Consider the following 23,580-nt stretch of genomic DNA (forward strand, 5'->3'; position numbering starts at 1 on the left):
AATTCTGATTTTGTCAAGTACAAAATGATAAAGCGCCTCAACAAAATCGATCCATATAGTTTTTAGGACAAAATACGAACTAATATAAATCAAAATTTAATGATGTAGGGGCGCACAATGTGCGCCCGCAAACATACACATCAATTTTGACACGGGCGAACAATGTTCGCCCCTACAATACCAATTTTTCGGGACGCCAAAGGCGTTAAATTATGATTTAGCTAAGTAATGAAATCATATTACAATGCCCCGAAGCGATCTTGAACCGAACGCTTCGGGGCATAACTTCTATATTTGTATCCGCGCTTATGATACGCCTGTAAAATGTTATTTTAGTCTGTTTGGATTCTGGGGTTGATTAGGATTCCACGGCTGATTTGGGTTCTGCGGCTGATCGGGATTCTGCGGTTTGTCATTGTTCTGGGGCTGGTCGTTATTCTGGGGCTGCTCTGTGGTCTGCTGTGTATCGGGATCTCTCATGCTGAGCAGAAGCTCCCTGCGCATTGAGACAAGATCGAATACGTCGATAACGCCGTCCTCGCAGAGGTCGCCTGCCTTCCAGCTGACAAGTTCTGTTTCCCTGTCTGCGCTGAGCCATTTTTGCAGCATAACGATGTCAGCTACGTTGAATTCTCCGTCGGCATTGACATCGCCCGGAAGAACGTCGTTTTCGTAGACGGCTCTTACAGCAGCGTTGGAGCCGAGCTGTATTTTTATAGATGTTGAAGTCTCATCGCCTTCGACTATCTTTGCGCCGCTTATGCTCCAGCGTGAGAACTTAGCCTCCTCACTTGGGGAAACGCTCAGGTCGATAGTGTAGTCACCGTGGTATTTTCCGCTCCACTTTGATACTGCTCCGAGGTCAAGAGTGTTCAGCCTAATGCTGCCCATAGAAGCATTATTTGTTACAGTAAGGCTGTATGGATTTGAGCTGAGCTTTACAGCCTGTCTTGTTGTACTTTCTGCGTACTGGAAGCGCTGAGCGTAGAAATTGATTATAGTCTGGTATGCGTTTTCAAGCTGTCTTTCGCCGCCTGAGCTGCGTGAGCTGAAACGTGCATAGCTGTCAAGTATCTGCTGCTTATAGTTTTTAAGATAGCTCTCAGCCACTGACTTTGTTTTGTCTGCTGTGAAGTTGTTATTTGCTATGTCCATGAATGTTCTTGCGTACTGCAAACGGAAATCATCGTTTTCCAGAAGCTTTATGAACATCTGGGCGAATTCGCCGTCCTCACGCAGCTCCTTGAGACGTCTGTAGCAGTCTGCGTTTGCGGATTTATCATAGCTGCCGTAGAGTCCCTGTCCTGATTCTGTATCATAAAGGATAGGTCTCCACTTGCCGTCGGCATAGGGATTTTCCTCGTCTATAGCGTCAGAGCGCCACATTGAGATATTCCTCTGTGGCCAGTCTGCGTTGCACCAGTATATCTGAGCTGCTATATAGTCCATATAGCTCTGTATATCCACCTTACGGCAGAACTCCTCATAGCTGATACTGCCGTTTATAACGCCGTTCTGGAGCTGGAGCCAGTCCTGAAGATCCTGTTCTGTGCCCTCGTCCAGCTCACCGTTCTTGATGATAGCCACGTCGCTCTTCTTTATGCCGAAATGCTCGCTGATATAGCGCTTGTCTATTTTCTCCATGAGCTGATACAAGCCCCAGTATTCGCCGTCGAGGAATACAACACACTCTGTAGCTGCCTGATACGCGAAGTTCCTGTCGGTGATAAGGCTCTGGTTGATACTGTCACGGAAGAATGCTGTGCCGTTGTCGTTTCCGCCGTTTCTGAGAACGACGCCCTCATATTTCTTGATAGCCTTGCCGTTTTTAGCCTTTACAGCCTTGCCGCCGAAGAAATCATACTCAAATTCGGATACGCCGTAATCCTTGCGTGTGTAGATATTGAAGCTCTTCTGCGGAAGGCTGCGTGAGTAGTTGCCCTTGATACGGATACCGACATTTTCTTCGATGACCTTTTCACCGTTCTCAAAAAGGGTGAAGTTTGCAGGGCGTTCCCACTCCTTGCCGCGCATTGAGTAGTTAGCGATAAGGTTCCAGGGCTGAACATTTCTGCCTGCGCCTGTATTTTCGGTCTCGTAAGCCTTTCCGAGGCAGTATATTCCTGTTTCGTAATCGAAAAGATTATCGGGATCGGTGACAAGTGAGATGACCTTCATATTCGGGTAATAGCCCGAGTTTGTATTACCGATGAAGTATGTCTTGGTGACAGGCTCGCTTACGCGACCCTCGCTGTCAACGGATACAGCGCGGATAACAGCTGCCTTATCAACATTTTCACGGGGCTGTTCGGCTCCGTTCGGAGCTATATCTGTACGTGCGCTTAGACGGTTCTGAGTATCCGTCATATCTTTTATTGTAATGGGAGCTTCATACTTTTCGGATTCGATAGTAGGATCGCTGCCGTCCATTGTGTAGTAAACGGTGCAGCCCTCATCGGCTGTCAGCGTAAGTGCGAAGCTGCTGTCGTAGAAGCCGCTGTCCTTAGAAAAGGTCGGCTGATGTACTGCCGCAGAGCCCTCGGGAGCTGCGTTTTCCTTTTCGGGAGTAGAGCTGAGCTCAAAGAATTCACCGCTGCCGTCAGGATACTGACCGTATGAGGTGTCGGCGGCGAGAGCACCGAATGTGAGAGCCTGAGCAATGCTGCCCTGTTTGTCGGTAAGGGTGAGTGTCTCACCTGTGGACGAAAGTCCGAAAGGTACCATTTTATTGTCATTTGCGCCTGCATTGCTGTCGCAGAAAACAATAAGCCTGCCCTTTGCAGGCACCTTAGTTCCGTCGGGAAATGTGTAGCGATAGGGCTCAGCCTCCTTGTCGGAGAGTCCCCAGCCTGAGATGTCAGCCTCCTGACTGTCGCTGTTGTAAAGCTCTATCCAGTCGTAGAAATTACCGTCTGCTGTCTTGTATGTGCTGTTTTTTGAGCAGACCTCATTTACGGTCACTTTGCTTGTACTTTCTGCATTAGCAGGCAGATAGGCTGCCGACTGCATGACAAGCCCCAGGCATAAAATGCCTGCTGCCGCTTTGCGTATAGAGTATTTTTTCATGTTTTCCTCCTGTTTTTTATTTCAGTGCTTTTTTCTCAAAAAATAAATGTGCTTTTTATCTTATTGAGCACAGGCAGGGATTTGTATATTTTTTATCTTTTTCTGTATGTTTACTGTATCTATTTTTTTATTATTATAGCACGGACACAACAGCTTGTCTACTCAAAATATTCGTTTTTTGTTCAAAAAACGATGATTTTAAAGGAAGATCTGCTTGATAGCTGTTGTATGTTACATCACCCCATTATAGTATACGAAGGTCAGAAGTATTTTCCGGGGCTTTATCAGGAAAATGAAGAAGTCATTTTTTCGCCTGATAGCAAATGCAATATATTTTGACATTAATTGGTCAGAAAAAAGATAAGAAATATACGTATCGTAAAATGAATTTGCACTATTTTTGCAATATTTATTTATTTGTTTATGCATAATGCTAAAAAGTTTTGATATATTGTGAACATTAGAGAAAAATATTGACAGTTGATTGGAAATACGGTATAATGTGATTGTAAACAAAAGGTATAAAGAAGTTGCATAGTGTGCGAATGAAATTCTCATTTTTTACTCCTCCATAACAGTTTTTAGACGCCTTTGGATATGCTTTGATCCTGTTGGGGCTGATCTCAGCAGGAGCATAATAAAAGTTTTCATCAATGGCTCATAAAAACCTCTTTAACATGGCGTCCCCCTCTTGTAGCGAGAGGGGGACGTTGTTTTCGGAGAATTACGCTGCAAGTGCTGATATTCAAATCATTACACCGAGTATATAAAATGTTTGAATTACATTTAGTTGATATTTGAGTTTTTTTGTTACAATTAATAGTTATTTCATTGACATTGCACAGTAATTATGGTATAATAAAACAAACATAAAAAATATATAAAGTAGAAAGAAGGCGGTAATATGGCAGATAAAGATGTTCAGACCACTGTTGGCGGTTTACGGGCTGTTGAGCTTAATTACCGCAGTATAAGGGAGATTTCCAGCGGCCAGACGGCTTTTTTTCAGTCCCGTACCATGCTGAATTCTCCAAAGCTGGGAGTGCTTTCTCCCGACAAATACCGTGATGTGTGTGAAATGACAAATCAGGCTGATCAGCTTTTCAGGCTCGAATTGGTACAGGCTCTTGAAGCAAACGCTACCTTTGTTGAGCGTGAGCTGAATTTCGGCTGGCTTTCAGTTTATCTTCCTGTGAGAATGCTCAGAGAGAAGCGTACCTCAAAGCTTGCGTCGGATTATGCGGCACGTCATCAGATACCCACAACGCGCATTTGCTTTGAGCTCTCGGAGAAGCTTCTCACCGAGACGGACGAGCAGGTGCCATCGACCATACAGGTAATGCGCAATCTGGGATTCCATTTTATGCTTACGAATTTCGGCGGCGTAAATTGTCCGATGATGCGCCTTTCGGATTTTCCTGTTGATTACGTTATGCTCAGTCCCGAAGTCACAAACTACATCGGCAGGGGAGAGCGCTCTGATAACGCAGTCAGGTCGATAGTTTCCTTCGTCAACGATATAGGCTCTGAGCCTGTTGCCGACGGAGTTTTCAACAGCCGTCAGGCGGAAGCGCTGTATTCATTTGAATGCTCATACTGCGCAGGAAACCTTTCGGGAAAGTATATGACGGAAAGATATGTAAGAAGGAGATCAGATTCTTGAAAAAATTATTAAAGGATTGGAGAGTTCAGAGTGGATAAAAAGGTGATTGATGTCCTTGAACTCAGAAGAACCGCAAAAGAAGTCAAGCGTCACACTTTGCTGATGCGTGTTCTTGCACTGCTGGCGATAATACTTATTCTGATCGTTGCAATAGCTTACGGTATATCGTATTTTTACGATAAATTCGGAAGCTTTACAGTCAAGGTCAACAAATATGACATGGTAAAGCAGGGACTTTCACTTTCTGAAACCCCCGAATATGATAAGTCGATAGCGGTGCTGAATGCAGATATCGTCTACGATATGACAAACATCAGCGGAGAAGATCTCCCAGATAATATAGATAAGGTAAACGGCAGCCACAACGGTGATAACTTCATCGCCTATACCTTTTATCTGATAAATTCGGGAGATGATACTCTGACCTATACAGGTGAGATGCTCATTGACAATGTCACGAAAAATGTCGATGAAGCAATCCGAGTCGCTGTTTATAAAAACGGTGTCAAGACTGTATACGGCAAGACAAAATCAAACGGCGGCGGCAAGGAAAGCGACTGTGACAGTGAATTTCTGACTTCAAGCGTTGTTATGAGAACTTCTACGGAAGGATTCAAGGCAAAGGACAAGGACAAGTATACAGTAGTGATATGGCTGGAGGGCAATGATCCCGACTGTATCGATGACATAATAGGCGGAACACTAAAGCTTAGCATGAGCTTTAAGATAACTGAATCTACTTGATAAAGGAGTATAAACAATATGAAAAAGGTACTAAGAGTGACTGCAAATGTGCTTGCATGGATCGTGCTTATAATCGCATTCCTCGTCACTATAATAGTTTTCTCATCGGGAAGAAATAACGGAGTTGCAAATATATTTGGATTTATCCCCATGACGGTCGAGTCGGATTCAATGAAGCCTACGTTCAGCAAAAATGACCTTATTATATGTAAGGAGATCGACGACATCAACAGCCTCAAGGAGGGCGATGTCATCACATTCTGGACCGTTATCGACGGCAGAAGAGTCAAGAATACCCATAGGATCATGGAGATCGAGGATAAAGACGGCGCCAAGAGCTTCATTACACGAGGCGATAACAACGACATTAATGATACCGCTCCTGCTTATTCGGGAGACCTTATCGGTAAGTGGACAGAGACAAAGATATCGGGAGTGGGCAAGCTGCTCAACTTTATGCGTACAAAGAAGGGCTTCTTCATTTGCATCGTAATACCAATGGCTCTGTTTTTCCTTTTCGAGCTCTACAAATTCATCGTTACACTCATTGAGGCAAAGCGTCCCGAGCCTGTCGAGCAGCTTGACGAGGAAGAGATAAAGAGACGCGCTATCGAGGAGTACCTTGCAAGCAAGGGCGAGTCTGCCGAGAGTGCGGCAGCCAAAGCCTCTGAGGCAGTGAATACGACAGCAGAAAAGGCTGAGGATACTGCGGAAAAAGCAGTGGAAAAGCTGGAAGAGGCAGCTGAGAAGACTGCTGATAAAATAGAAGAGACAGCAGAAAAAACAGCAGATGACGCAAAGAATATTGCGGAAAAGGCAGCAGAGAACGCCGCAGCTGTAACAGCTGAAAAAGCAGGTGAAGCTGCTGAATAATACGCAATATATGGGAAAGCAATTGACTTTCGGAGTATATTATGAATGAATTCTTGAAATGGTTTTTTGCTTTTATTTCTGAAATGCTCAAGGGCTATGCGGATATCGTAAAGGGCTTCGGGCGAGGAATAAAGCAGATATTCAATATAAAAAACTATATAAATATCTTTAAGGAGCATTCCCAGGATTACAGTGCTCTCAGCTGGATACTGTCAATACTGGCTATCATTATAGTCATAGCTATCTATGCTCTGATACTCATGATGATAATCCTCGGAATAAGGAAATATATCCGTTTCCGTCACTCTATCGTCAGCAATGAGGACCTTCTCGAGGAGATAAGTGAGCTTCAGCGAAAGGTGCTGAAGATGACAAAGGAAAAGGACGAAATAATGGCTATGAAGGTCGCTCAGATGGGACTTCCCGCCGGCTCAGGTGTTCTTTCCCTTGCAGACGGTACTATGGCTGCCGAGGGAGCAGAGGGCGGAGAGGCTGCTGCGCCTGCTGTTGTTGAAAGCGGCGTTATCCAGACAAATGAGCACAGATTCTCAAAGCTTATCGAGGTGGATACCTTCTACAAGACCTATGAACCGCCTGCGTATGACAATGAGATCGACCTTCCCGGCATTTGCGAAAACTTCCGCAATTTCGCCTGCTCGAGAATGCACCTTTATTATGAGCCTAAGATAATATGGCTCTTTATGGCAGGTATGGCTTCTACAAAGCTCATTATCCTCCAGGGTATCTCAGGTACAGGTAAAACCTCACTTCCGTACTCGTTCGGTAAGTTCTTGCAGGTGGATACCACTATCGCCTCTGTACAGCCTTCATGGCGTGACAGGACGGAGCTTTTCGGATACTTCAACGAATTTACCAAGAACTTCAACGAAACAGAAGTGCTTAAAAGAATATATTCATCGGGCTATAACAATGATGTAAACCTTATCCTTCTCGATGAGATGAACATCGCCCGTGTCGAGTATTACTTCGCAGAAATGCTTTCTATCCTCGAAATGCCTAACGCTGACGAGTGGGAGCTTGATATCGTTCCTAACGTATGGAGCACCGATCCTGTAAAGCTTGACAAGGGCAAGATAGTTATCCCTCAGAATATCTGGTACATAGGTACTGCTAATAACGACGACTCTACCTTTGCTATTTCTGATAAGGTATACGACCGTGCTCAGCCTATCAATCTTGATACCAAGGGCGTAGCATTTGATGCTCCTGACACACCGCCTATGAACTTAGGCTTTGATCATCTTGATAAGCTGTTCAAGGAGGCGTTCGACAAGTACCCGATCTCACAGGAAAATCTCAAGAAGATACAGCAGCTTGACCTCTGGGTAATCGAAAAGCTGAGAGTTGCCTTCGGTAACCGTATCCTCAAGCAGATGAACCTCTTTGTTCCCGTATATGTAGCCTGCGGCGGCGACGAGCTGGACGGTATCGACTACATTCTCGCAACAAAGATATTCCGAAAGTTTGAGTCACTCAACCTTGCGATGCTGAGAGAGGAGCTCCGTGAGCTCTGTGCTTACATGACCAAGACCTTCGGAAAGAATAAGATGAACGAATCTATAGCTTATCTTGAAAGACTCCAGAAGCTGTTCTGATTCGGATAAAGAGCAGGTGAGAAACAAGTGAACGACTTATACAGCAAATGGTACGAGCAGTTTGAGACGCTTTCCGAGACCTTCGGCAGTGATGAGTTATATCAGGCACTTGATTCTCTGCTGACTTCAAGCCGGAACACCTTCGCCTTCAACAGGAAGATAATGGAGAAGGCGATAGATGTATCCTGGGTAGAGGCTATCGAAAACGGGATAACCCATGTGGATAATTTCCTGAGAAATCCGCGTAAGACCATTGAGGACGTGGAGGAGATAGTGCCCATAGCGCTTTCGAGGAAAACTACAGTTGAATCGGTAAAGCATTTAGCACAGCATACTGATCTTATACAGAGCATTGACAAGAAAACAGGAAAGATAACCCCCTCAAAGATACTCAATGTACATAAGGAGGAAAGTCTTTTCACCTATGAGAATAAGTTCGTCAATACTCTCATAGACAGACTTTACATATTCATAAACACAAGATACGAAAAGCTTGCGCAGGTATCCCGTGATGAGGAGGTTTTCTCGCTGGGATATGATACCGTGGTAGATGACGGCGCAGGCGGAAAAATGAAGATAGACGTAAAGATAGAGACCGTGGACAGCCTTGACTCATACGACGCCAACGGCTATACCGTATGGCAGCGAGTGGAAAAGCTGAAAACAGCTATTGAGGGCTACAAGGGCTCGGAGCTTTGCAGGGCTCTCGGAAACACCTATATCCGACCGCCTGTAATGCGTACCAACGCTATCATGAAAAACGTAGACCTGAAAGCTTGTCTTACTCTGTGGCAGTATATCGAGAGCTATGATAAGGTGGGCTACGAGATAAACGTACAGAATACCGCAGTCCAGCCGCAGCAGGATTACGTTGATGACTTCTACAAGCTGGTGGTACTGAATCTTCTGCTGTTCCGCTCATATATGAACAAAGACAGCGAGGATAAGCTGAAGGAGCTGAAATCACATACCTCTAAGCCTATGGCGCCTAAGTTCCTGAAGAAATTCGACAAGGAGCTGGCGGCTGATTACAGCGTATCCTCAGAGACTACAGCAGGCTATATTGCTTCAGAGGGTACCTACAGGTTTGAAAAGCGCCTGCCTGTTGACCTTAACGTAATGTTCGAGCAGCTTTCCGAGATCATAAAGATTGAAACGGCGTATCTCGCCGAGCTTGAACAGACAAGGGCTGAGGAAGAAAAGCGACGGCAGGAGGAGGAAGCAAGACTTGCCGAGCAGCAGCGTATCGAGGAGGCAAGACTCGCCGAACTGGAGCGTATCAGGCTCGAAAAGGAAGAGGAAGAACGCAGAGTTCAGGAAATGCTGGAAAAGAAACGCGCCGAGCAGGAAGCAGAGGAGCGGGAGCGCCAGCGGCTTGAAGAGGAGCGTCTTGCCCGTCTGGAGGAGATACGGCTCAGGGAAGAAGAAAAGCGCCTGAAACGCGAGGAAGAAGAACGTATCGCTGCCGAGCGTGAACGTATCAAGCAGAATAAGGAAATGGCTCGAAATGAGCTTGGCGAGGCGGAAGGTCTCGATGAGGAGGCTCTCCATAAAAACGAGCCGGATGAGGAAGAACTCCGGAAGCAGGCTTACAGCGAGGTCACTGATGAAGAGATCGCTGAGGCCAGAGCTGAAATGGAGGAAGAGGCTGAGGGCGAAGAATTTGAGGATCCGAGAGCTGTTGCGGCAAGAAAGAAGCTGGAGCAGCAGAGACTGGAAAAGGAACGAGCCGAGGCAGAACGGGCTCAGCGTCTCAAAGCCGAGAGAAAACGACTCGAAAGCAAGCCATTCAAGGAGATATACCGCGAATATTCGTGGAATCCTATATACGTCTTGATAAGACTTATACGGCATTTCTTTGCTGTTGTACTGGGTATCGTGCCGGAGGATACTGATAACCCGAGGTATCGACAGATACTTGCCGATAAAAAGCGGAAGCTTGAACTCAAGGAGCACGAAAAGCAGGAACGTCAGGATATGGAGGTGTACTACAGGAAGTACGCCCGCAGTGTAAAATACGATTTCCTGAGATTCGTCGGAGATATGAAGTTCAAGCGCAAGAGGCGCAAGGCTGACAAAAACAAGCCGAAGCCGGCATATACTCCGCCTAAGAGAACTCCCGAGGAGCAGAAGGCTATCGATCTTGAGATGAAGAGACTTTACAGAGAGTATCACGTAAGTGCAGTAAAGAAGATAGCCCTTGTGATCAATGAGCACAAAAAGGATAAGCTTGAGATCGAAAAGAGTATCCGCGAGAGCGAGGCAAGCATAGCCAATGAGGATATAAAAACTGCCGAAAAGGACGACGGAGCTAACAGGATAGCAAATATCATAGTTGCTGTTATAACTGCGATCGCTCTTGCATTCGTTATTTATGTAATGGTTTGCTCATCACGGGGCAGAGCAGTAAATATTTTCGGCAAGAGTATTCTCAAAGTGGTAACGGGAAGTATGGAACCTTCAATACACGTAGGCGACTATATTATCGTTGAAAAGACCGATACCGATAAACTCTCAGAGGGCGACATTATCTCATTCTACTCGGAGCAGAGCGATATCCGCGGACTTCTTGTAACTCACAGGATAGTGAGCAGGGAGGCTGACGGAAGCTATATCACAAAGGGCGATGCCAATCCTGTTTCCGATACGGTAGCTGTTCCACAGAACAAAATAGTCGGAAAATACACAGGCAAGGCGAGATTCTTTATATGGGTCAGTTCCTTCATGAACGCCAAGAAGCTTCTGCTTCTTCTGGTAGTGATACCGATGCTGCTGATTTCCCTTTACGAGGCAAAGACTGTTGTAAAGATAGGCAGAGAGGCAGCAGAAAAGGAAAGACTCACTCCGGAGGAAAGACGCAGGGCTGCAATGCGTGAGGCTATCGAAAAGGAGAAGAAACGCCTTGAGGAGATAGGCTTCGAGCCCGAAAACGAGGTGAATACGATTGAATCAAGAGAAACTGATGAAAAGGAGAATGATTAGAGCGATCATACTCTTTCTGATAACATTTGCTGCTCTTCTTGTATTCATCGCACTCTATATAGATGAGACCAGGAGAGTACAGGAAACATACCGCAAGCAGTATAAAGCGAATCTTGTGAAGGTCGTTACCGACATAGATTCCTACATAAACGGCGAGGGCGATATGGAGCTGAGATACAGACGTATCCTCAGCGACATGAGCGCGGCGAATTCATTTGTATTCCTTATGAACTGTCCCGAAGACAAAAAGAAAGCGATCAATGAAATAACCGCGTGTCTTATGAAGTATCCCGAGCAGATGAAAACGAAGCTTGAAGAACTGAAAACAGCAGTCAGTGATATTATTGACGAGCTGGATAAGGGCTATGATGAAGTCTCGGCAGTAGTCGGCTCGGTGGATAAAAAAGGATATTAGTGCAGAGGAGGGTTTATAATGGGCGAAAAAAGCCGTCTTAAAAAGGAAATAAAGCTCTGCATGAGCACTATTAAGGAGATCGAGCGAAAGCGCTCGCGTTCACAGTCAGCTTTGGTACAGGCGATCCTTTTGCAGGAACAGCCTGATGAAATGGACGTAGAGTGGTTCAACAAGTACACGGGCGAGATAACCGCCTGCCGAAATCATATGATAGAGCTTCAGAAGAAGCTCAGGTCTCTAGGATAATAAACAAGGACGTTCCATAAAAATGGGACGTCCTTTTCTGTGGATGTGATAATAGCAAGCTGAAGCGAATAAAAAGCAAGCCACTGTTATACAAAAGGTACATTTTATCTGCGTATATACAAAGTAAAATACTGGTATATGACAGAATTATTGAAAACGTTCAAAAACATATCACGGCTATAGCTGTTTTGTTTATATTCAACAAAATACTTTTTGAGTATTGTAATTAAGGCTATTTTATGATATAATTAAGCATATAGCTTCTGAATAATAATCATACAAAGTTCATAGATGTTTTTACGATTGGTATAAATCAGTCGGGCTGTTAGCAAAAATATAAACTCTTGGCATAATATTAGTGAATTATTGGGCTTAATATTTTTAATTTTGTTTAGGGGAAAGGATATTACAATAATGAAGAATGAAGAAGGATACTCAATAAAGGACATCATATCGCTGTTTTTAAGCAAGATCTGGCTGCTGATAGCAGTTACGATAATCGGCGGACTGGCAGCTTTCTGTTTTTCTAAATTTGTTTTGCCGCTGGAATACTCTTCTCACATTTCCATGTATGTTCAGAGCTACACTGGTATTACAGAAAATGCAAATCTGCAGAACAATATCTCCAACTCAAAGCAGCTGGTAAATACATATATGGAGGTTCTTAAGGACGACGCTGTTATGAATGCAGTGGGGGCCCGTCTGAAGGAGCAGTTCGGTGAAGATCGTCTCATTGAGTGTTTTTCTTTTGCTGACGGTAAAATATCACCGTCATCTATACGCAATTGCCTTTCGATCAGTTCAGTTACAGATACATCTGCTGTAAAGATCGTGGCAACTACAAAGAATGCTGAAGTGTCTGCGGCAGTTTGCAATGATCTTACAGAGGTCGCTCCCGATTACGTTGAGGAAGCGGTCGGCGTCGGCTCGATAAATACCATAGATGTTGCGAAGGTATATAATACTCCTGTTGCACCGAATATGAAAAAGAATGCAGCACTGGGCGCATTAGGAGCGCTTGCATTTGCCTGCATGATAATCTTTCTCATTGATTTCTTTGATAACACTGTCAAGGATACCGATGCCATCGGTAAAGAGTTCAAGAAGCCTATTATCGGCGAGATCGCTGCTTTCGGCAATGAAAAGAAAAAGAAGTCAAGCGATGAAAATGACTATGTCAAGCTTACGGATAAGGACGTTCCTTTCAATATTGTTGAGAGCTACAAGTCAATTCGCACAAACGTAACGTTTGCGCTTTCCACAGTTGAGAAGAAGATATTTGAAGTTTCTTCCGCAAATCCTGGCGAGGGCAAGTCAACGACATCTGCTAATATTGCTATCGCTCTTGCACAGGGCGGCAATAAGGTGCTTCTCATAGATGCTGATATGCGTAAGGCAGTTCAGCATAAGATATTCGGTCTTAAGAATAAAAAGGGACTTTCTTCTGCTATAAGTAAAATGAACGGCGTTGAAGAATGTATACAAAAGGGCGTTATGGAAAACCTTGACGTTATGACTTCAGGTCCTGTGCCGCCAAACCCATCGGAGCTCCTCGCTTCGGAAAACATGGGAGCTATACTTGAAAAGCTCAGCCAGGAATATTCCATGATACTTATTGACACTCCGCCAGTAAATGTTGTTACAGACGCTATGGAGCTTGCAAAATACAGCTCGGGTATCATTGTGGTTCTCAGATATGGCTGTACTACTACAGAAGATGTTGAGGATACTATCAAAAAGGTAGAATTCGCGCAGATGAATATGCTTGGCTTTATCATGAACTATGTTAAGACAAAGAAAAGCGGATACTATTCAAAGTATAAATATAAGAACAAGTACTACTACAAGAAGGGCTACGGCTACGGCGGTTATTACGGAGCTAAGCCGGATACAGATGATGAAGAAACTGCAGAGCCGAAGACAGCCGGAAGTAAAACATCAAAGAAGCAGACATCTTATAATGCACCTAAGAATAACGGCGGTAAAAAGAAAGGCAAAAAATAATGACTGAGTACCATTGCCACATTCTTCCGGGGATAGATGACGGAGCTAAAGATGTTGAAACTTCGCTTGCTATGATTGAAATGATGAAGGCTCAGGGCGTTGAGCGAATTGTAGCAACTTCACATTTCTACGCTCACAGGGAAAAGTCTGTGGCAGAGTTCCTTAAAAAAAGACAGGCTGCCTTTGATAAGATCAGGGATAAGGCGGCGGTCAAAGAGATATATCTCGGAGCGGAAGTGGCTATTGAGAACGGCATTTCCGAACTTGCAGATATTGAAAAGCTTGCTGTCGAAGGCACAAGAATGATACTCCTTGAACTCCCTTACAGAGCGTATTCAAAGTGGATGTCAGAGGAGATATATAACATTGGCGCAGAATTCAATTTAAAGGTAATGCTGGCACATATTCATCGTTACCTTGAATACTACAGCAAGGACGAGCTTGAAGGTATTCTCTCGACCAAGGCTGTAATGCAGATAAATAATGAGGCGTTTGCAGGCTGGAGAGAAAAGAAGCTTGTAAAACGTATAATCGCTGACGAGAAGAGATTTGCTTTCGGAAGCGATGCGCATAACCTTGATGACCGTAAGCCTAACTGGGACTTGCTGAAAAAGAAGGTCAAACCGGATGTCATTGAGCTTTCAGATGGAATCCTGGACAGATATCTGCTTTGAGTGTATTGAGCGTTTCAGACACTAAGATTATGACTCAGGAGGAAAAATGAAAAAGATATGTATTATAGCATTTCTTGTTTCAATTGCAGCGCTGACATCATGTGGACGTGATGTTGATAAGCCTGCATCAACAGTATCGGAAAAGGTAACTGCAACTGCTGCCGAAACAACAACTGATACAACGACATCTACGACTGCGACTGCAGTATCAACGACAAAGAAAACAGAAAGCACAACTTCGGCAGAGACAACAGCTGCGGGATCAGAAAAGGCTGAGAATTATGCAGGTATCGCAGGCTACTGGTATATTGACGGAGATCCGGGTGCGGCTTCTCTGAATATAACAGAGGACGGTAAGTTTGCCGCATATTATGCCAGCGGATTATTGGAAAACAAGGGATATATAAAGCGAGTGCTCGATACAGAGATCAACAATTATATTTACTGTATGTATCTTGACAGCGGCGAGCTTTATATGGCGTTTGCAGATGATGGCGAAGAGTTCAAGACCGATATTTACATGGGCAATGGCGGTGAACCTCATTATGCCAGACTCTATGGTGACGGCGGCATAAGTGATGACGGACGGGGACCCGAAGAAGCATATGAAGGAAAATGGCAGTGTGAACGTGCAAGATTATCCATTGAAGACAGGGGAGAGGGCATATTCCATGCACTCATAACGTGGTCGGACAGTGCTGCTTCATACGCTGAATGGGATTATCCTCTTATCTTTGATACGGACCGTCTCATATGCGACGGAAATGGTACACTGACATATGTTGAGTACAAGGAAGCGGGGGCAGGACCTGAAAGGACCGTTGAGTATACCGATGGATCAGCGGAGTTCACGCTTGAAGGAAACTCTATCCGCTGGAATGATAAAAAAGAACATAGTGGAGACAATATTATCTTCAGAAGAAATACACATGAAGAATGATAATGTAATAAATGTGACCTCAATAAACGCCTTATCAGAGTACGTGTGACATAAGAACGTGCCATGTCTGTTAAGTGTGCTCGCGAAAATGATTATAAAACATCAGCGATCTCGTACAGCCGCTTATCGATGATAAAATAAAGGAAAAAAGATGATCTTCCCAACTTATGCCGAGCATAGGAAGGGGAGATTTTTATGCCGCTATACTTTAACGATCATTATTTCTGAACACCGGCTTGTGAAAAAACAGGGAGCGACGGTACAAGTCCGAGAAGATACTTCTGGATCATCAGAGCATCATTTGCTGTTATTCCGTTATTGCCCTCTACGTCACTGTTTTTTGAACCCTGCACGGTCATATGGCTCTTGTCGCTGCCTTCAAGTCCGTACTTATCGGGATTCGCAAGTGCCTGCATTATAAGTACAGCGTCCGAAAGATCAACGTTATTATCCAGATTTGCATCACCTGGCAAAGACGCTTCAACTGTCGTTTTCAGCAACTGTGAACCTGCTTCCTGTCCGGGAGTTTTCAGGTCAAGTGTATCAGAAGCATAGTATGTATAGTTGTTCTCGGTGCAATAATCTTTTATAGACGCTATAAGCTTGGTGTCTTTTGTATATTCAAGGAGATAAACATCTTTGCCGTTATCATCCACAAGCTTGCAATACTCCTGAAAATACTTTCTTTCCGAATCCTTATTCTTTGTGAATGACTTGTTTTTCCAGTTTATAGCACTGAAAACAGATTCCTGATTAACAGCGTCCATAACTGCGTCAAGATTTTTATTCTTTTTTGCATATTCTCTTACATAGGTGTCGCCGCCATTGATGATAACGTAAGTATCATAGGCTTTGAAACCCTTGAGAATATCAGTAACTCCGTTGTAGATCTTTTCGGTTTGGAAATTATAGTAAACATCACAGTTATCGACAAAAAGTCCGTCAACGCCTGTGTCAAGTATATTTTTTGCAAGCTTGTCTACAACAAATTCCTGCCATTCTTTCTGAGAGACATCTACCCATCTTTCATCATCCCAGTTTTCATATACACCGAGAGAAAACTTTTCATATGTCTTGAAGTATGGGCGGAATTCTTCAACAGAACCAAGATTGATGTAACTGTAAATGATATGTCCCGATTCTTTAAGCTTGCTTATCTCTTCCTTTGAGAAATACTGTGCATCAATAACTATCTTGTGATAGCTTTCCATATCTGATATATCCTCAGGATCTGCACCGAGAAAAACACCGTACTCATATTTTATATCTGCGGCTTCTGCAGATATATTCCCTGAAATGCCCATTGCTGCCGTGCAGCATAAAGCTGCTGATGATATTAAGCTGATTATCTTGTTAACTTTCATTGTTATCCTCTTTTCTGAGATGTTTTTTAGTGATCAAAGAGATCACCATATCATTTTCCAATGCATCGGCTTGTCCATAGTTTGTATTCACATCCCCACCATTCCATGAAACACATTTTTGCCGTGCATAGGGAGCTGAAGTGAGCTTCTATAATAAATAATCGTAAGAGCTGCCTGTTATGTGACATGGAGGAATGTATTAAATTCTTCAGTCGGTTACATCATAACGCTTCGCTTTATGATATAATAAATTTCTGTTATTTGCTCAAAGTGTATTGACACGATGTCAGAATAGTGATATAATATATATGGTGAAATTTTCATTGAGCTGCCGTCAGGTCGCAGACTTGCTTACGTCAGACCAAAGGTAGAGAAGGACGACAACGGCAAGACGATCATCACCTATGAGGGCATCGGAGACAACAAGAAGTGGCTGCGTCTTAGGACTTATGGCGCAAAGCTGGTCGAGAACATCACGCAGGGCATTGCAAGAGACCTTCTGCTGCACGCTATGGCGGCTATGAAGGACATGGACATCGTCGGACACGTTCACGATGAAGTGAGAATCGGAAAGTCAGGAAACCGTTTCTGTCGCACTTTTTTGCGGGTAGACGATTTCAGTTTTCAGAGACACAAAATGCGTCGGATATCATCAGTTTCTACCCTCGCTGAACAAAAGTGCATATATCTGAGAAAACAGAAAAGCCGTAATACGCTGTTTAACGTATCTACGGCTTTTTTCATGCGTCTTTTTTACTTTAAAAATACGCATTTTCAATTGGTGGAGGCTGAGGGGAATTGAAAAAGTAGAAGGACTTTTGGTGGTTTTTGCTAAAATGCGAAAATGGCTGTATTTCGCGGTATTTTACGATTTCGCTTTTAGCAGCTTCAAGTGATTTTTGGCAGCTTTTGGTACAAATAAGTGGTAAACAAGTGGTTGGAATGGCTCTATTCTACGTCAAAAGATGAATTCGGCTGCTCAAAATAAGTGGTCAGATCCCGACGGAGCTTCATTTGTTTATTTTGCATTAAGGAGGTAAGAACAATGAATAAAAAAATAAGTATAGGCGTTGCGGCATTAATGATAGCGATCAGCGCATACGGCTGCTCGGACTCCAAAAAAAATAGCGTTCCAACTAAAGATATACCTGCTGTGACCAAGGCTGCCGAAAGCACTACGGAAAACAACGTCCCTCCGCAGGAAGGTCCGCCGGAGGTGGAATTCAATCTTGATGCTGAATATGATGAATCCAAACACCTTCATTATGTGAATATGCCCGAATGCACCCCCACAGCTGCAGCTGAAGCGGACTTCATTGGATTATGGCAAGCTGATGTCATGGCAAAGGACAACATCGCCTATGACAGCATCTGCGGTGTTCCTGTGTCTGCGACAGGTCATCTTGTGATAGCCGAGGAAGGCAGCGGAAACTTCGTAAACATTGACCCCGTTGTCATAAGCGATGGACCTCAGGGCGGTGCTCCACAGGCTGCGGACGCAGCAGGTCAGAGCGGTTCCCGGGCTGATGAGACTGAGCTTCCTATGACATACACCTTTGAAAACGGTGCGCTGAACGCCGCTGTGACTATTCCTGTGGGACCTCCCAAGAGTGTGCAGGCAGCCGGCGGCGCAAGTGAAGCCGCCGCAGTGCAGGGGCCTCCTCCAAAGCAAATGCTGCTGCAAATGACAGATGATGGAAGAATACTTGTTCAGTCTGCGGAAGAAGACGGAACAATTACCTCTGCATACTACAAGAAGGTCGATTCCTTCGAGGAGTTTGACTGGAGCTCTGTTCATTTTGACTTTGCTTCGGCATACGAAAAATAAAGATGTCAGAAACGTACCGTTAAGTACGGCTGTATTGTTTCGGATATATATGTAATAAAACAGCTCTGAGAGTTTTGCGCTCCCGGAGCTGTTTGCTGATGTTCCGTAGAAACACGGATATAACATATTTGGTCATATTATTGTATCCTTTCTGATGTAAAAATATTTTTCTTTCTGTTGATATGTGATTGACTTATTGGCGGTGATGATGTATAATTACTGATAGTGGTGGGCAGAAACCTGATTTGCCTGCTAAAATAAAAATCATCTGAGGCAGTATCTTATGAAAAATGTTTTTGATACACTCCGCCATATTTTTGCCACGGTTAATGTAACCCATATCGTATGGTGTGCGGCTGTACTGCTCACTATGCTGATCCTTGCGGTACTTCATCACATATGGAAGGATGACTTGAAGAAGCTGAAATTATGGCGGCTGTTTTGTCTTGTGCCGCTGGTGATTTGCGGTGTTCATGCTTTCATATATGTTGTCGGCGCACCGATAATATTTCTCGGCGGGTTCTTTGTGATGTATATCATCGCAGTGCTTGCCCTGATACCCATGCTGTTTGCAAAACGAAAGACAGGCTACCGTATAACCGCTGTGCTGACGGGCATTTTGTCCTGCCTTTGCGGTTTTTATTTCAGTGCGATCTCGCCAAATATTTTCAATCATACAAGGGAAAGCTATACCGAATCATTCCATTCACTGGTCAAGGATATGGACGAACACTATGTCCTGAAAGAGTGGAAAGAAGTCGATTTTTCGGCACTTGAAGAAAAGTATATGCCTATGGTCGAGCAAGCCGAAAAGGAAAAAAGTCCCGGGAAGTTTGCTGATGCCGTAATGATGTTCTGCACTGAAATGCATGACGGACATATCGGGGGCGAAGCCGATTTTGATGACGAGGATTACAAGTCGGTCATTACTCCTCACGATTACGGCTTTGCTACAGTTAAGCTGGACAGCGGCGAGGTCATAGCCGTATGCACCGATGAAACAGCAAACGCCCTCGGCATAGAGGACGGAACTGTTATCACAAAATGGAACGGCAAGCCCGTTTTGCAGGCAGCCGAGGAAGATGTTCCGGATCTCGGTACACCCGTAAAGACCAATGAGGAAATGATCGATGTGATGAACCTTGACCTTGTGGGCGGCGATACGCTTGAAGTGTCTTTCATAGACAAAAACGGCAGTGAGCAGACGGTCACTGTGTCCGACAAGGGCGGCGTGAAAACAAAGATGGAGGCAATGGCTGCTTTCAAAGGTCTTGAACTGCCGATCGATTATGATAAACTGCTGGAGGAAAACTTCAGCACAAAAATGCTCGATGATAAGTGTGGTTATCTCAAAGTGACAGCGGAAACAATGGGTTCATCATTTCAGGACTATGTCGGCTATCTGACAGGTGATCAGAAGTATGCAAGGGATATGTTCCGTGAAAAGCTGAATGATCTGAGAACACAGGGAATGGAATATCTTGTTATTGACCTGCGTAACAATGAGGGCGGCTTCGACGAAATAGCCATAGCGCTGTGTGATCTGCTGACGGACATGGACTGGTACGGTCAGGGACTGGGAATACGAAAAGATGGAAAGTACATCTGCGTATCCGATCACAAAATACACGGAACGGGCGAATTTACAAAACTTAAAGTAGTTGCACTGACCAATTATGAATGCTGCAGTGCAGGTGACGGCTTGTCGCTGTATCTTTCAAAGCTGCCGAATGTTACAGTCGCAGGTATTACCGATCCGTGCGGCTGCAATCAGGAAACGGGAGGTATAAGTACTTTGTCAGGCGGCATTGTGACAGTTTATTATCCAACAGGTCTGGTCCTGAACGAAAACGGCGAGCCTAACATCGACACCGGATCAGACCGTGAAAGCCGCAACCCTGTTGAAGTACATATCCCATTCGATCACGACGCAGCGATGAAGATATTCCATGACAACCAAGATTATGAACTGGATTGGGTTGTAAAGTATATTGAAGATAATGCAGAATGAGTATTTATTACTGATATTTCATATATTTTTGTAATCATAATCGCCTGCACTTCCTCGGCGTAGGTGTTCGCTATTTCATCAGCGACTTCCTCTACGCTCTTACGAAAAAAACTGAATACAGTCGCTCAAAATAAGTGGTCATATCCCGACGGAGCTCCTTTTGTATATTTTGCATTAAAAGCAAAACTCAATATACGAACTGTAATTTATTGTGTAGCTCTGGTGCGTTTTTTTCACTGCTTCATATGGCGAAATCACCGAAATATAAGGCTATGATGCTTGGTTCAGCCGGCGGAAGATAATGCTTGATTTTGTATCGGATGTATGGTATAATTGAAAAAGCGAGCGAGGTGAGAACGTTGAGATATACTCTTATGCATAAGAATATAGCGGTTGCTGACATTGATATCGATGAAACACTTGGTGGAATATCCAAAATCAGGGGTATCATATCTAAAGAGCATCTTCCTGTGGGAGTTGTTCGTATGCAGCGCCAAAATGAGACTATTGACAGGTTTGCATTCAATCAGTGGTGGACTGGACGTTCTATACCGGCGAGCAGAATGGGACTATCAGATATGCTTGATACACTTGGTATCGCAAGCTCTAATCTGCTCCTCACCAAATGTCTCGGACTCAGCTTATCTGATCATTACTGGATAAAGCCTTACGGAAGCGATATGACCTGGGAAGATGTAAATTTCTTTGACAACGATTTCTCAGATGATATAGGTGATGTTCTTTTCGGTACAAGTGATAAGAATGCTGGATTCGATTTTCTGTCGCCGGATAATACTTCTGACGGTAATCTGAAAAAACGCTGGAAGATCATTGACGGCAAACGTTGTCTTTTGAAATCAGGCTCCAATCCATATAGTCAGCAGACCTTCAATGAGGTTATCGCTTCAAAAATAATGAATAGACTTGGAATAGATCATGTGCCTTATTCGGTAACGTGGATAAATGATGAACCATACAGTGTGTGCGAGGATTTTGTAACGAAGGATACTGAACTCATCAGTGCATGGAGAGTACTCCAATTGAGAACAAAAGCAAATCATGAAAATGAATACCTTCACTACGTTAATATCTGTCGGGAACTCGGGATAGATATAGTTTCTTCCATTGACAAGATGATAGTTCTCGACTATATTATAGCAAACGAGGACAGGCACTTCAATAACTTCGGACTTCTGCGTGATGCTAATACCCTTGAATGGCTTGGTGCTGCTCCCATATTCGACAGCGGAACATCACTCTGGTATGATAGGTTAACTTCACGAATACCAATCAATGGTGTTAATTGTAAGCCATTCAAGAAAACACACGGCGAGCAGATAAAACTTGTATCCTCCCTTGAATGGTTCGAGGCTTCAAAGCTTGACGGCATCGAAGATGAGATACTTGAAGTGTTCAGCGATGATAAGGCGGCTCAGTATATTGATACCGAACGTGCGAAGACTATAGCTGCCGAGGTCAGAAACAGGATAGAAGCTGTTGCAAGCATGGCGATGAGCCATACACAAAGCTATGACATCTTCTCCACCGAGGGTGATGTTGAAGAAGATGTAGCTGAGAGCTACGGAATGAAAATGGAATAAAGCAAAAAGGAGACCGTCAAAAATATGACGTGACCCCAAAAAGTTAGACTATGTAAGCGTAGCAGTTAATTAGCTGCTACGCTGTTTTTTATGCATGCAAGAGACTGAGCCTGTGTTGTACGGGACTCATCCATCCTGGTTTCTCTTTGATTCTGTGCTCATTGTAATACTTTATGTATCGTTCTATTGCAGATTTCAGTTCTTCATAGCTATAATATACTACGCCATAATATATTTCTTGCTTAAGTTATGTATGCTAAAATAAAACTGAGCCAGATTGCCTCAAAATGATAATAAAAAAGTGAGCCACTAAAAATAAAAATCCTGTATAATAAGAGAAAGAGCTCGTGTACAGGAGGAACAAGGAGTGGCAATAGCAATGGAGATCTATGAAAAGATCAGATATTAAAGAGGTGACGAAAGAAGAAAGTGCAGAGCTAAAAATGGCAAAAACTTCACCGCAGAGAAACAAACTCTGCGGAGCAATTTAATTGTTAAATAAAAAAATAAGTGGTTGACAGTTTTTTGTCAAAAAAGCGAGCCCACAAATGCCTATTTTAAGCCATTTGTGAGTCCTGATTATGAGGCGAGGGGAATTGAAAAAGTAGAAGCACTTTTAGTGATTTTTGCTAAATTGCGAAAATGGCTGTAATTCGCGGTATTTTACGATTTCGCTTTTAGCAGCTTTAAGTGATTTTTGGCAGCTTTTGGTACAAATAAGTGGTAAACAAGTGGTTGGAATACGTTTTTCTACGAAAAAACGAATCCGAATTGCCTCAATTTCCTTCAAAATATTGTATGCCAAAACCGACTTTTTGTCACGAAAATCTATCTGTAAACATTACGATTATTTATATTATTCAGCATACCACTGAGCGAATTTTTTCAGACCTTCACGGATACCGATAGTTGGTCGGAAGCCGTAGTCAGCTTCCAAAGCGGAAGAGTCTGCATAGGTCACAGGCACATCTCCGGGCTGCATTCCCACAAGCTCTCTGTGTGATTCGAAGTCGTAGTCAGCCGGAAGAACACCTGCGTTCACAAGCTCCTCCTGCAATGTGCTGATGTAGTCAAGCAGGTTCTCAGGAGTTCCACCGCCGATGTTATACACTGCATAAGGGGGAGGGGGAGTCCGTCCTCGCCATTCTGCTTCTCCGGAGCTCCCTGCATAACTCTGAACACACCTTCGACAATATCATCAATATAGGTGAAATCACGTTTGCAGTTACCATAGTTGAAAATCTTGATAGTTCCGTCTTTTGCTAAAGTGTTAGTAGCGGAATAATAGAACATATCGGGCCTGCCTGCCGGACCGTAGACTGTGAAGAAACGCAGGCCTGTGGACGGTATGTTGTAGAGCTTTGAATAAGCATGAGCAATAAGCTCGTCCGACTTCTTGGTTGCTGCATATAGCGATACAGGATTGTCGACCTTATCATACGATCGCCTCCCCGACAAGTGGTTATCTTTATAATCAACCGTTTCTTTCGCTCTGGATGAATGCATCCAGCACTTTCCATGTACCATTTTCCTTGACCACAACGATCTCCAGC

Annotated in this window: 16 protein-coding genes and 2 pseudogenes; 13 read left to right on the top strand and 5 right to left on the bottom strand. The window is 43.9% G+C overall.

Features of this window, described 5'->3' with window-relative positions; all coding sequences use genetic code 11:
• Positions 1–327: 327 nt before the first annotated feature.
• Positions 328–3,066 carry a CotH kinase family protein gene (locus K5677_RS02185; protein ID WP_296724139.1) on the bottom strand — a complete coding sequence of 913 codons (2,739 nt, stop codon included), beginning with the start codon at positions 3,064–3,066 and terminating at the stop codon, positions 328–330.
• A gap of 904 nt (positions 3,067–3,970) precedes the next feature.
• On the opposite strand from K5677_RS02185, the gene K5677_RS02190 reads away from it, so the two are divergent.
• The 10 genes from K5677_RS02190 (at position 3,971) to K5677_RS02235 (ending at position 15,223) form a co-directional block, all read left to right on the top strand.
• A complete protein-coding gene (locus tag K5677_RS02190; protein WP_296724140.1) occupies positions 3,971–4,729 on the top strand; it encodes an EAL domain-containing protein in 759 nt (252 codons plus the stop codon).
• A gap of 30 nt (positions 4,730–4,759) precedes the next feature.
• Positions 4,760–5,473 carry a hypothetical protein gene (locus K5677_RS02195; RefSeq protein ID WP_296724143.1) on the top strand — a complete coding sequence of 238 codons (714 nt, stop codon included), beginning with the start codon at positions 4,760–4,762 and terminating at the stop codon, positions 5,471–5,473.
• Between the two features lie 18 nt (positions 5,474–5,491).
• Positions 5,492–6,346, top strand: coding sequence for a signal peptidase I (locus K5677_RS02200; protein ID WP_296724145.1), 855 nt, complete (start codon positions 5,492–5,494; stop codon positions 6,344–6,346).
• A 41-nt stretch (positions 6,347–6,387) separates the two neighbouring features.
• Positions 6,388–7,962: a hypothetical protein gene (locus K5677_RS02205; RefSeq protein WP_296724148.1), complete on the top strand. Its 1,575-nt coding sequence runs from the start codon at positions 6,388–6,390 to the stop codon at positions 7,960–7,962.
• A 27-nt stretch (positions 7,963–7,989) separates the two neighbouring features.
• Entirely contained in the window at positions 7,990–10,944 is a 2,955-nt protein-coding gene (locus K5677_RS02210; RefSeq protein ID WP_296724150.1) for a signal peptidase I, read from the top strand.
• Positions 10,937–11,359, top strand: a complete 423-nt coding sequence (locus K5677_RS02215) for a hypothetical protein (protein ID WP_296724153.1) — start codon at positions 10,937–10,939, stop codon at positions 11,357–11,359. The genes K5677_RS02210 and K5677_RS02215 overlap by 8 nt, the downstream gene beginning before the upstream one ends.
• A gap of 18 nt (positions 11,360–11,377) precedes the next feature.
• Positions 11,378–11,605, top strand: coding sequence for a hypothetical protein (locus K5677_RS02220; RefSeq protein ID WP_296724155.1), 228 nt, complete (start codon positions 11,378–11,380; stop codon positions 11,603–11,605).
• Positions 11,606–12,019: 414 nt separating this feature from the next.
• Positions 12,020–13,609: a polysaccharide biosynthesis tyrosine autokinase gene (locus K5677_RS02225; RefSeq protein ID WP_296724157.1), complete on the top strand. Its 1,590-nt coding sequence runs from the start codon at positions 12,020–12,022 to the stop codon at positions 13,607–13,609.
• Entirely contained in the window at positions 13,609–14,283 is a 675-nt protein-coding gene (locus tag K5677_RS02230; RefSeq protein ID WP_296724159.1) for a CpsB/CapC family capsule biosynthesis tyrosine phosphatase, read from the top strand. Before K5677_RS02225 ends, K5677_RS02230 begins: the two co-directional genes overlap by 1 nt.
• A gap of 46 nt (positions 14,284–14,329) precedes the next feature.
• Complete coding sequence (locus K5677_RS02235) at positions 14,330–15,223, top strand: hypothetical protein (RefSeq protein ID WP_296724161.1); 894 nt, start codon at positions 14,330–14,332, stop codon at positions 15,221–15,223.
• 218 nt (positions 15,224–15,441) lie between these two features.
• Here the strand turns inward: K5677_RS02235 and K5677_RS02240 are convergent, their stop codons facing one another.
• Together K5677_RS02240 and K5677_RS02245 are read right to left on the bottom strand one after the other, a co-directional pair.
• Positions 15,442–16,587, bottom strand: a complete 1,146-nt coding sequence (locus K5677_RS02240) for an endo alpha-1,4 polygalactosaminidase (RefSeq protein ID WP_296724163.1) — start codon at positions 16,585–16,587, stop codon at positions 15,442–15,444.
• Between the two features lie 334 nt (positions 16,588–16,921).
• A complete protein-coding gene (locus K5677_RS02245) occupies positions 16,922–17,095 on the bottom strand; it encodes a hypothetical protein (protein WP_296724165.1) in 174 nt (57 codons plus the stop codon).
• 537 nt (positions 17,096–17,632) lie between these two features.
• On the opposite strand from K5677_RS02245, the gene K5677_RS02250 reads away from it, so the two are divergent.
• The 3 genes from K5677_RS02250 to K5677_RS02260 all read left to right on the top strand — a co-directional run bounded on the left by K5677_RS02250 (position 17,633) and on the right by K5677_RS02260 (position 22,027).
• Positions 17,633–18,415: a hypothetical protein gene (locus K5677_RS02250; protein WP_296724168.1), complete on the top strand. Its 783-nt coding sequence runs from the start codon at positions 17,633–17,635 to the stop codon at positions 18,413–18,415.
• Between the two features lie 283 nt (positions 18,416–18,698).
• Positions 18,699–20,426 (top strand): S41 family peptidase, encoded by a 1,728-nt coding sequence (locus tag K5677_RS02255; RefSeq protein ID WP_296724170.1) that lies wholly within the window; start codon positions 18,699–18,701, stop codon positions 20,424–20,426.
• Positions 20,427–20,800: 374 nt separating this feature from the next.
• Complete coding sequence (locus tag K5677_RS02260) at positions 20,801–22,027, top strand: HipA domain-containing protein (RefSeq protein ID WP_296724173.1); 1,227 nt, start codon at positions 20,801–20,803, stop codon at positions 22,025–22,027.
• 88 nt (positions 22,028–22,115) lie between these two features.
• On the opposite strand, the pseudogene K5677_RS02265 reads toward K5677_RS02260, so the two are convergent.
• Together K5677_RS02265 and K5677_RS02270 are read right to left on the bottom strand one after the other, a co-directional pair.
• Positions 22,116–22,274, bottom strand: a pseudogene (locus tag K5677_RS02265) (IS3 family transposase); the annotation flags it as partial.
• Between the two features lie 609 nt (positions 22,275–22,883).
• Positions 22,884–23,464, bottom strand: a pseudogene (locus K5677_RS02270) (NAD-dependent epimerase/dehydratase family protein); the annotation flags it as partial.
• Positions 23,465–23,580: the final 116 nt, after the last annotated feature.

The sequence above is a fragment of the Ruminococcus sp. genome (assembly GCF_024684275.1).

Coding starts and splice junctions, on each gene's coding strand:
- K5677_RS02250 (WP_296724168.1), top strand. CDS start 17,633: ATGAATAAAAAAATAAGTATAGGCGTTGCGGCATTAATGATAGCGATC.
- K5677_RS02225 (WP_296724157.1), top strand. CDS start 12,020: ATGAAGAATGAAGAAGGATACTCAATAAAGGACATCATATCGCTGTTT.
- K5677_RS02190 (WP_296724140.1), top strand. CDS start 3,971: ATGGCAGATAAAGATGTTCAGACCACTGTTGGCGGTTTACGGGCTGTT.
- K5677_RS02215 (WP_296724153.1), top strand. CDS start 10,937: ATGATTAGAGCGATCATACTCTTTCTGATAACATTTGCTGCTCTTCTT.
- K5677_RS02205 (WP_296724148.1), top strand. CDS start 6,388: ATGAATGAATTCTTGAAATGGTTTTTTGCTTTTATTTCTGAAATGCTC.
- K5677_RS02255 (WP_296724170.1), top strand. CDS start 18,699: ATGAAAAATGTTTTTGATACACTCCGCCATATTTTTGCCACGGTTAAT.
- K5677_RS02200 (WP_296724145.1), top strand. CDS start 5,492: ATGAAAAAGGTACTAAGAGTGACTGCAAATGTGCTTGCATGGATCGTG.
- K5677_RS02260 (WP_296724173.1), top strand. CDS start 20,801: ATGCATAAGAATATAGCGGTTGCTGACATTGATATCGATGAAACACTT.
- K5677_RS02185 (WP_296724139.1), bottom strand. CDS start 3,066: ATGAAAAAATACTCTATACGCAAAGCGGCAGCAGGCATTTTATGCCTG.
- K5677_RS02220 (WP_296724155.1), top strand. CDS start 11,378: ATGGGCGAAAAAAGCCGTCTTAAAAAGGAAATAAAGCTCTGCATGAGC.
- K5677_RS02235 (WP_296724161.1), top strand. CDS start 14,330: ATGAAAAAGATATGTATTATAGCATTTCTTGTTTCAATTGCAGCGCTG.
- K5677_RS02240 (WP_296724163.1), bottom strand. CDS start 16,587: ATGAAAGTTAACAAGATAATCAGCTTAATATCATCAGCAGCTTTATGC.
- K5677_RS02230 (WP_296724159.1), top strand. CDS start 13,609: ATGACTGAGTACCATTGCCACATTCTTCCGGGGATAGATGACGGAGCT.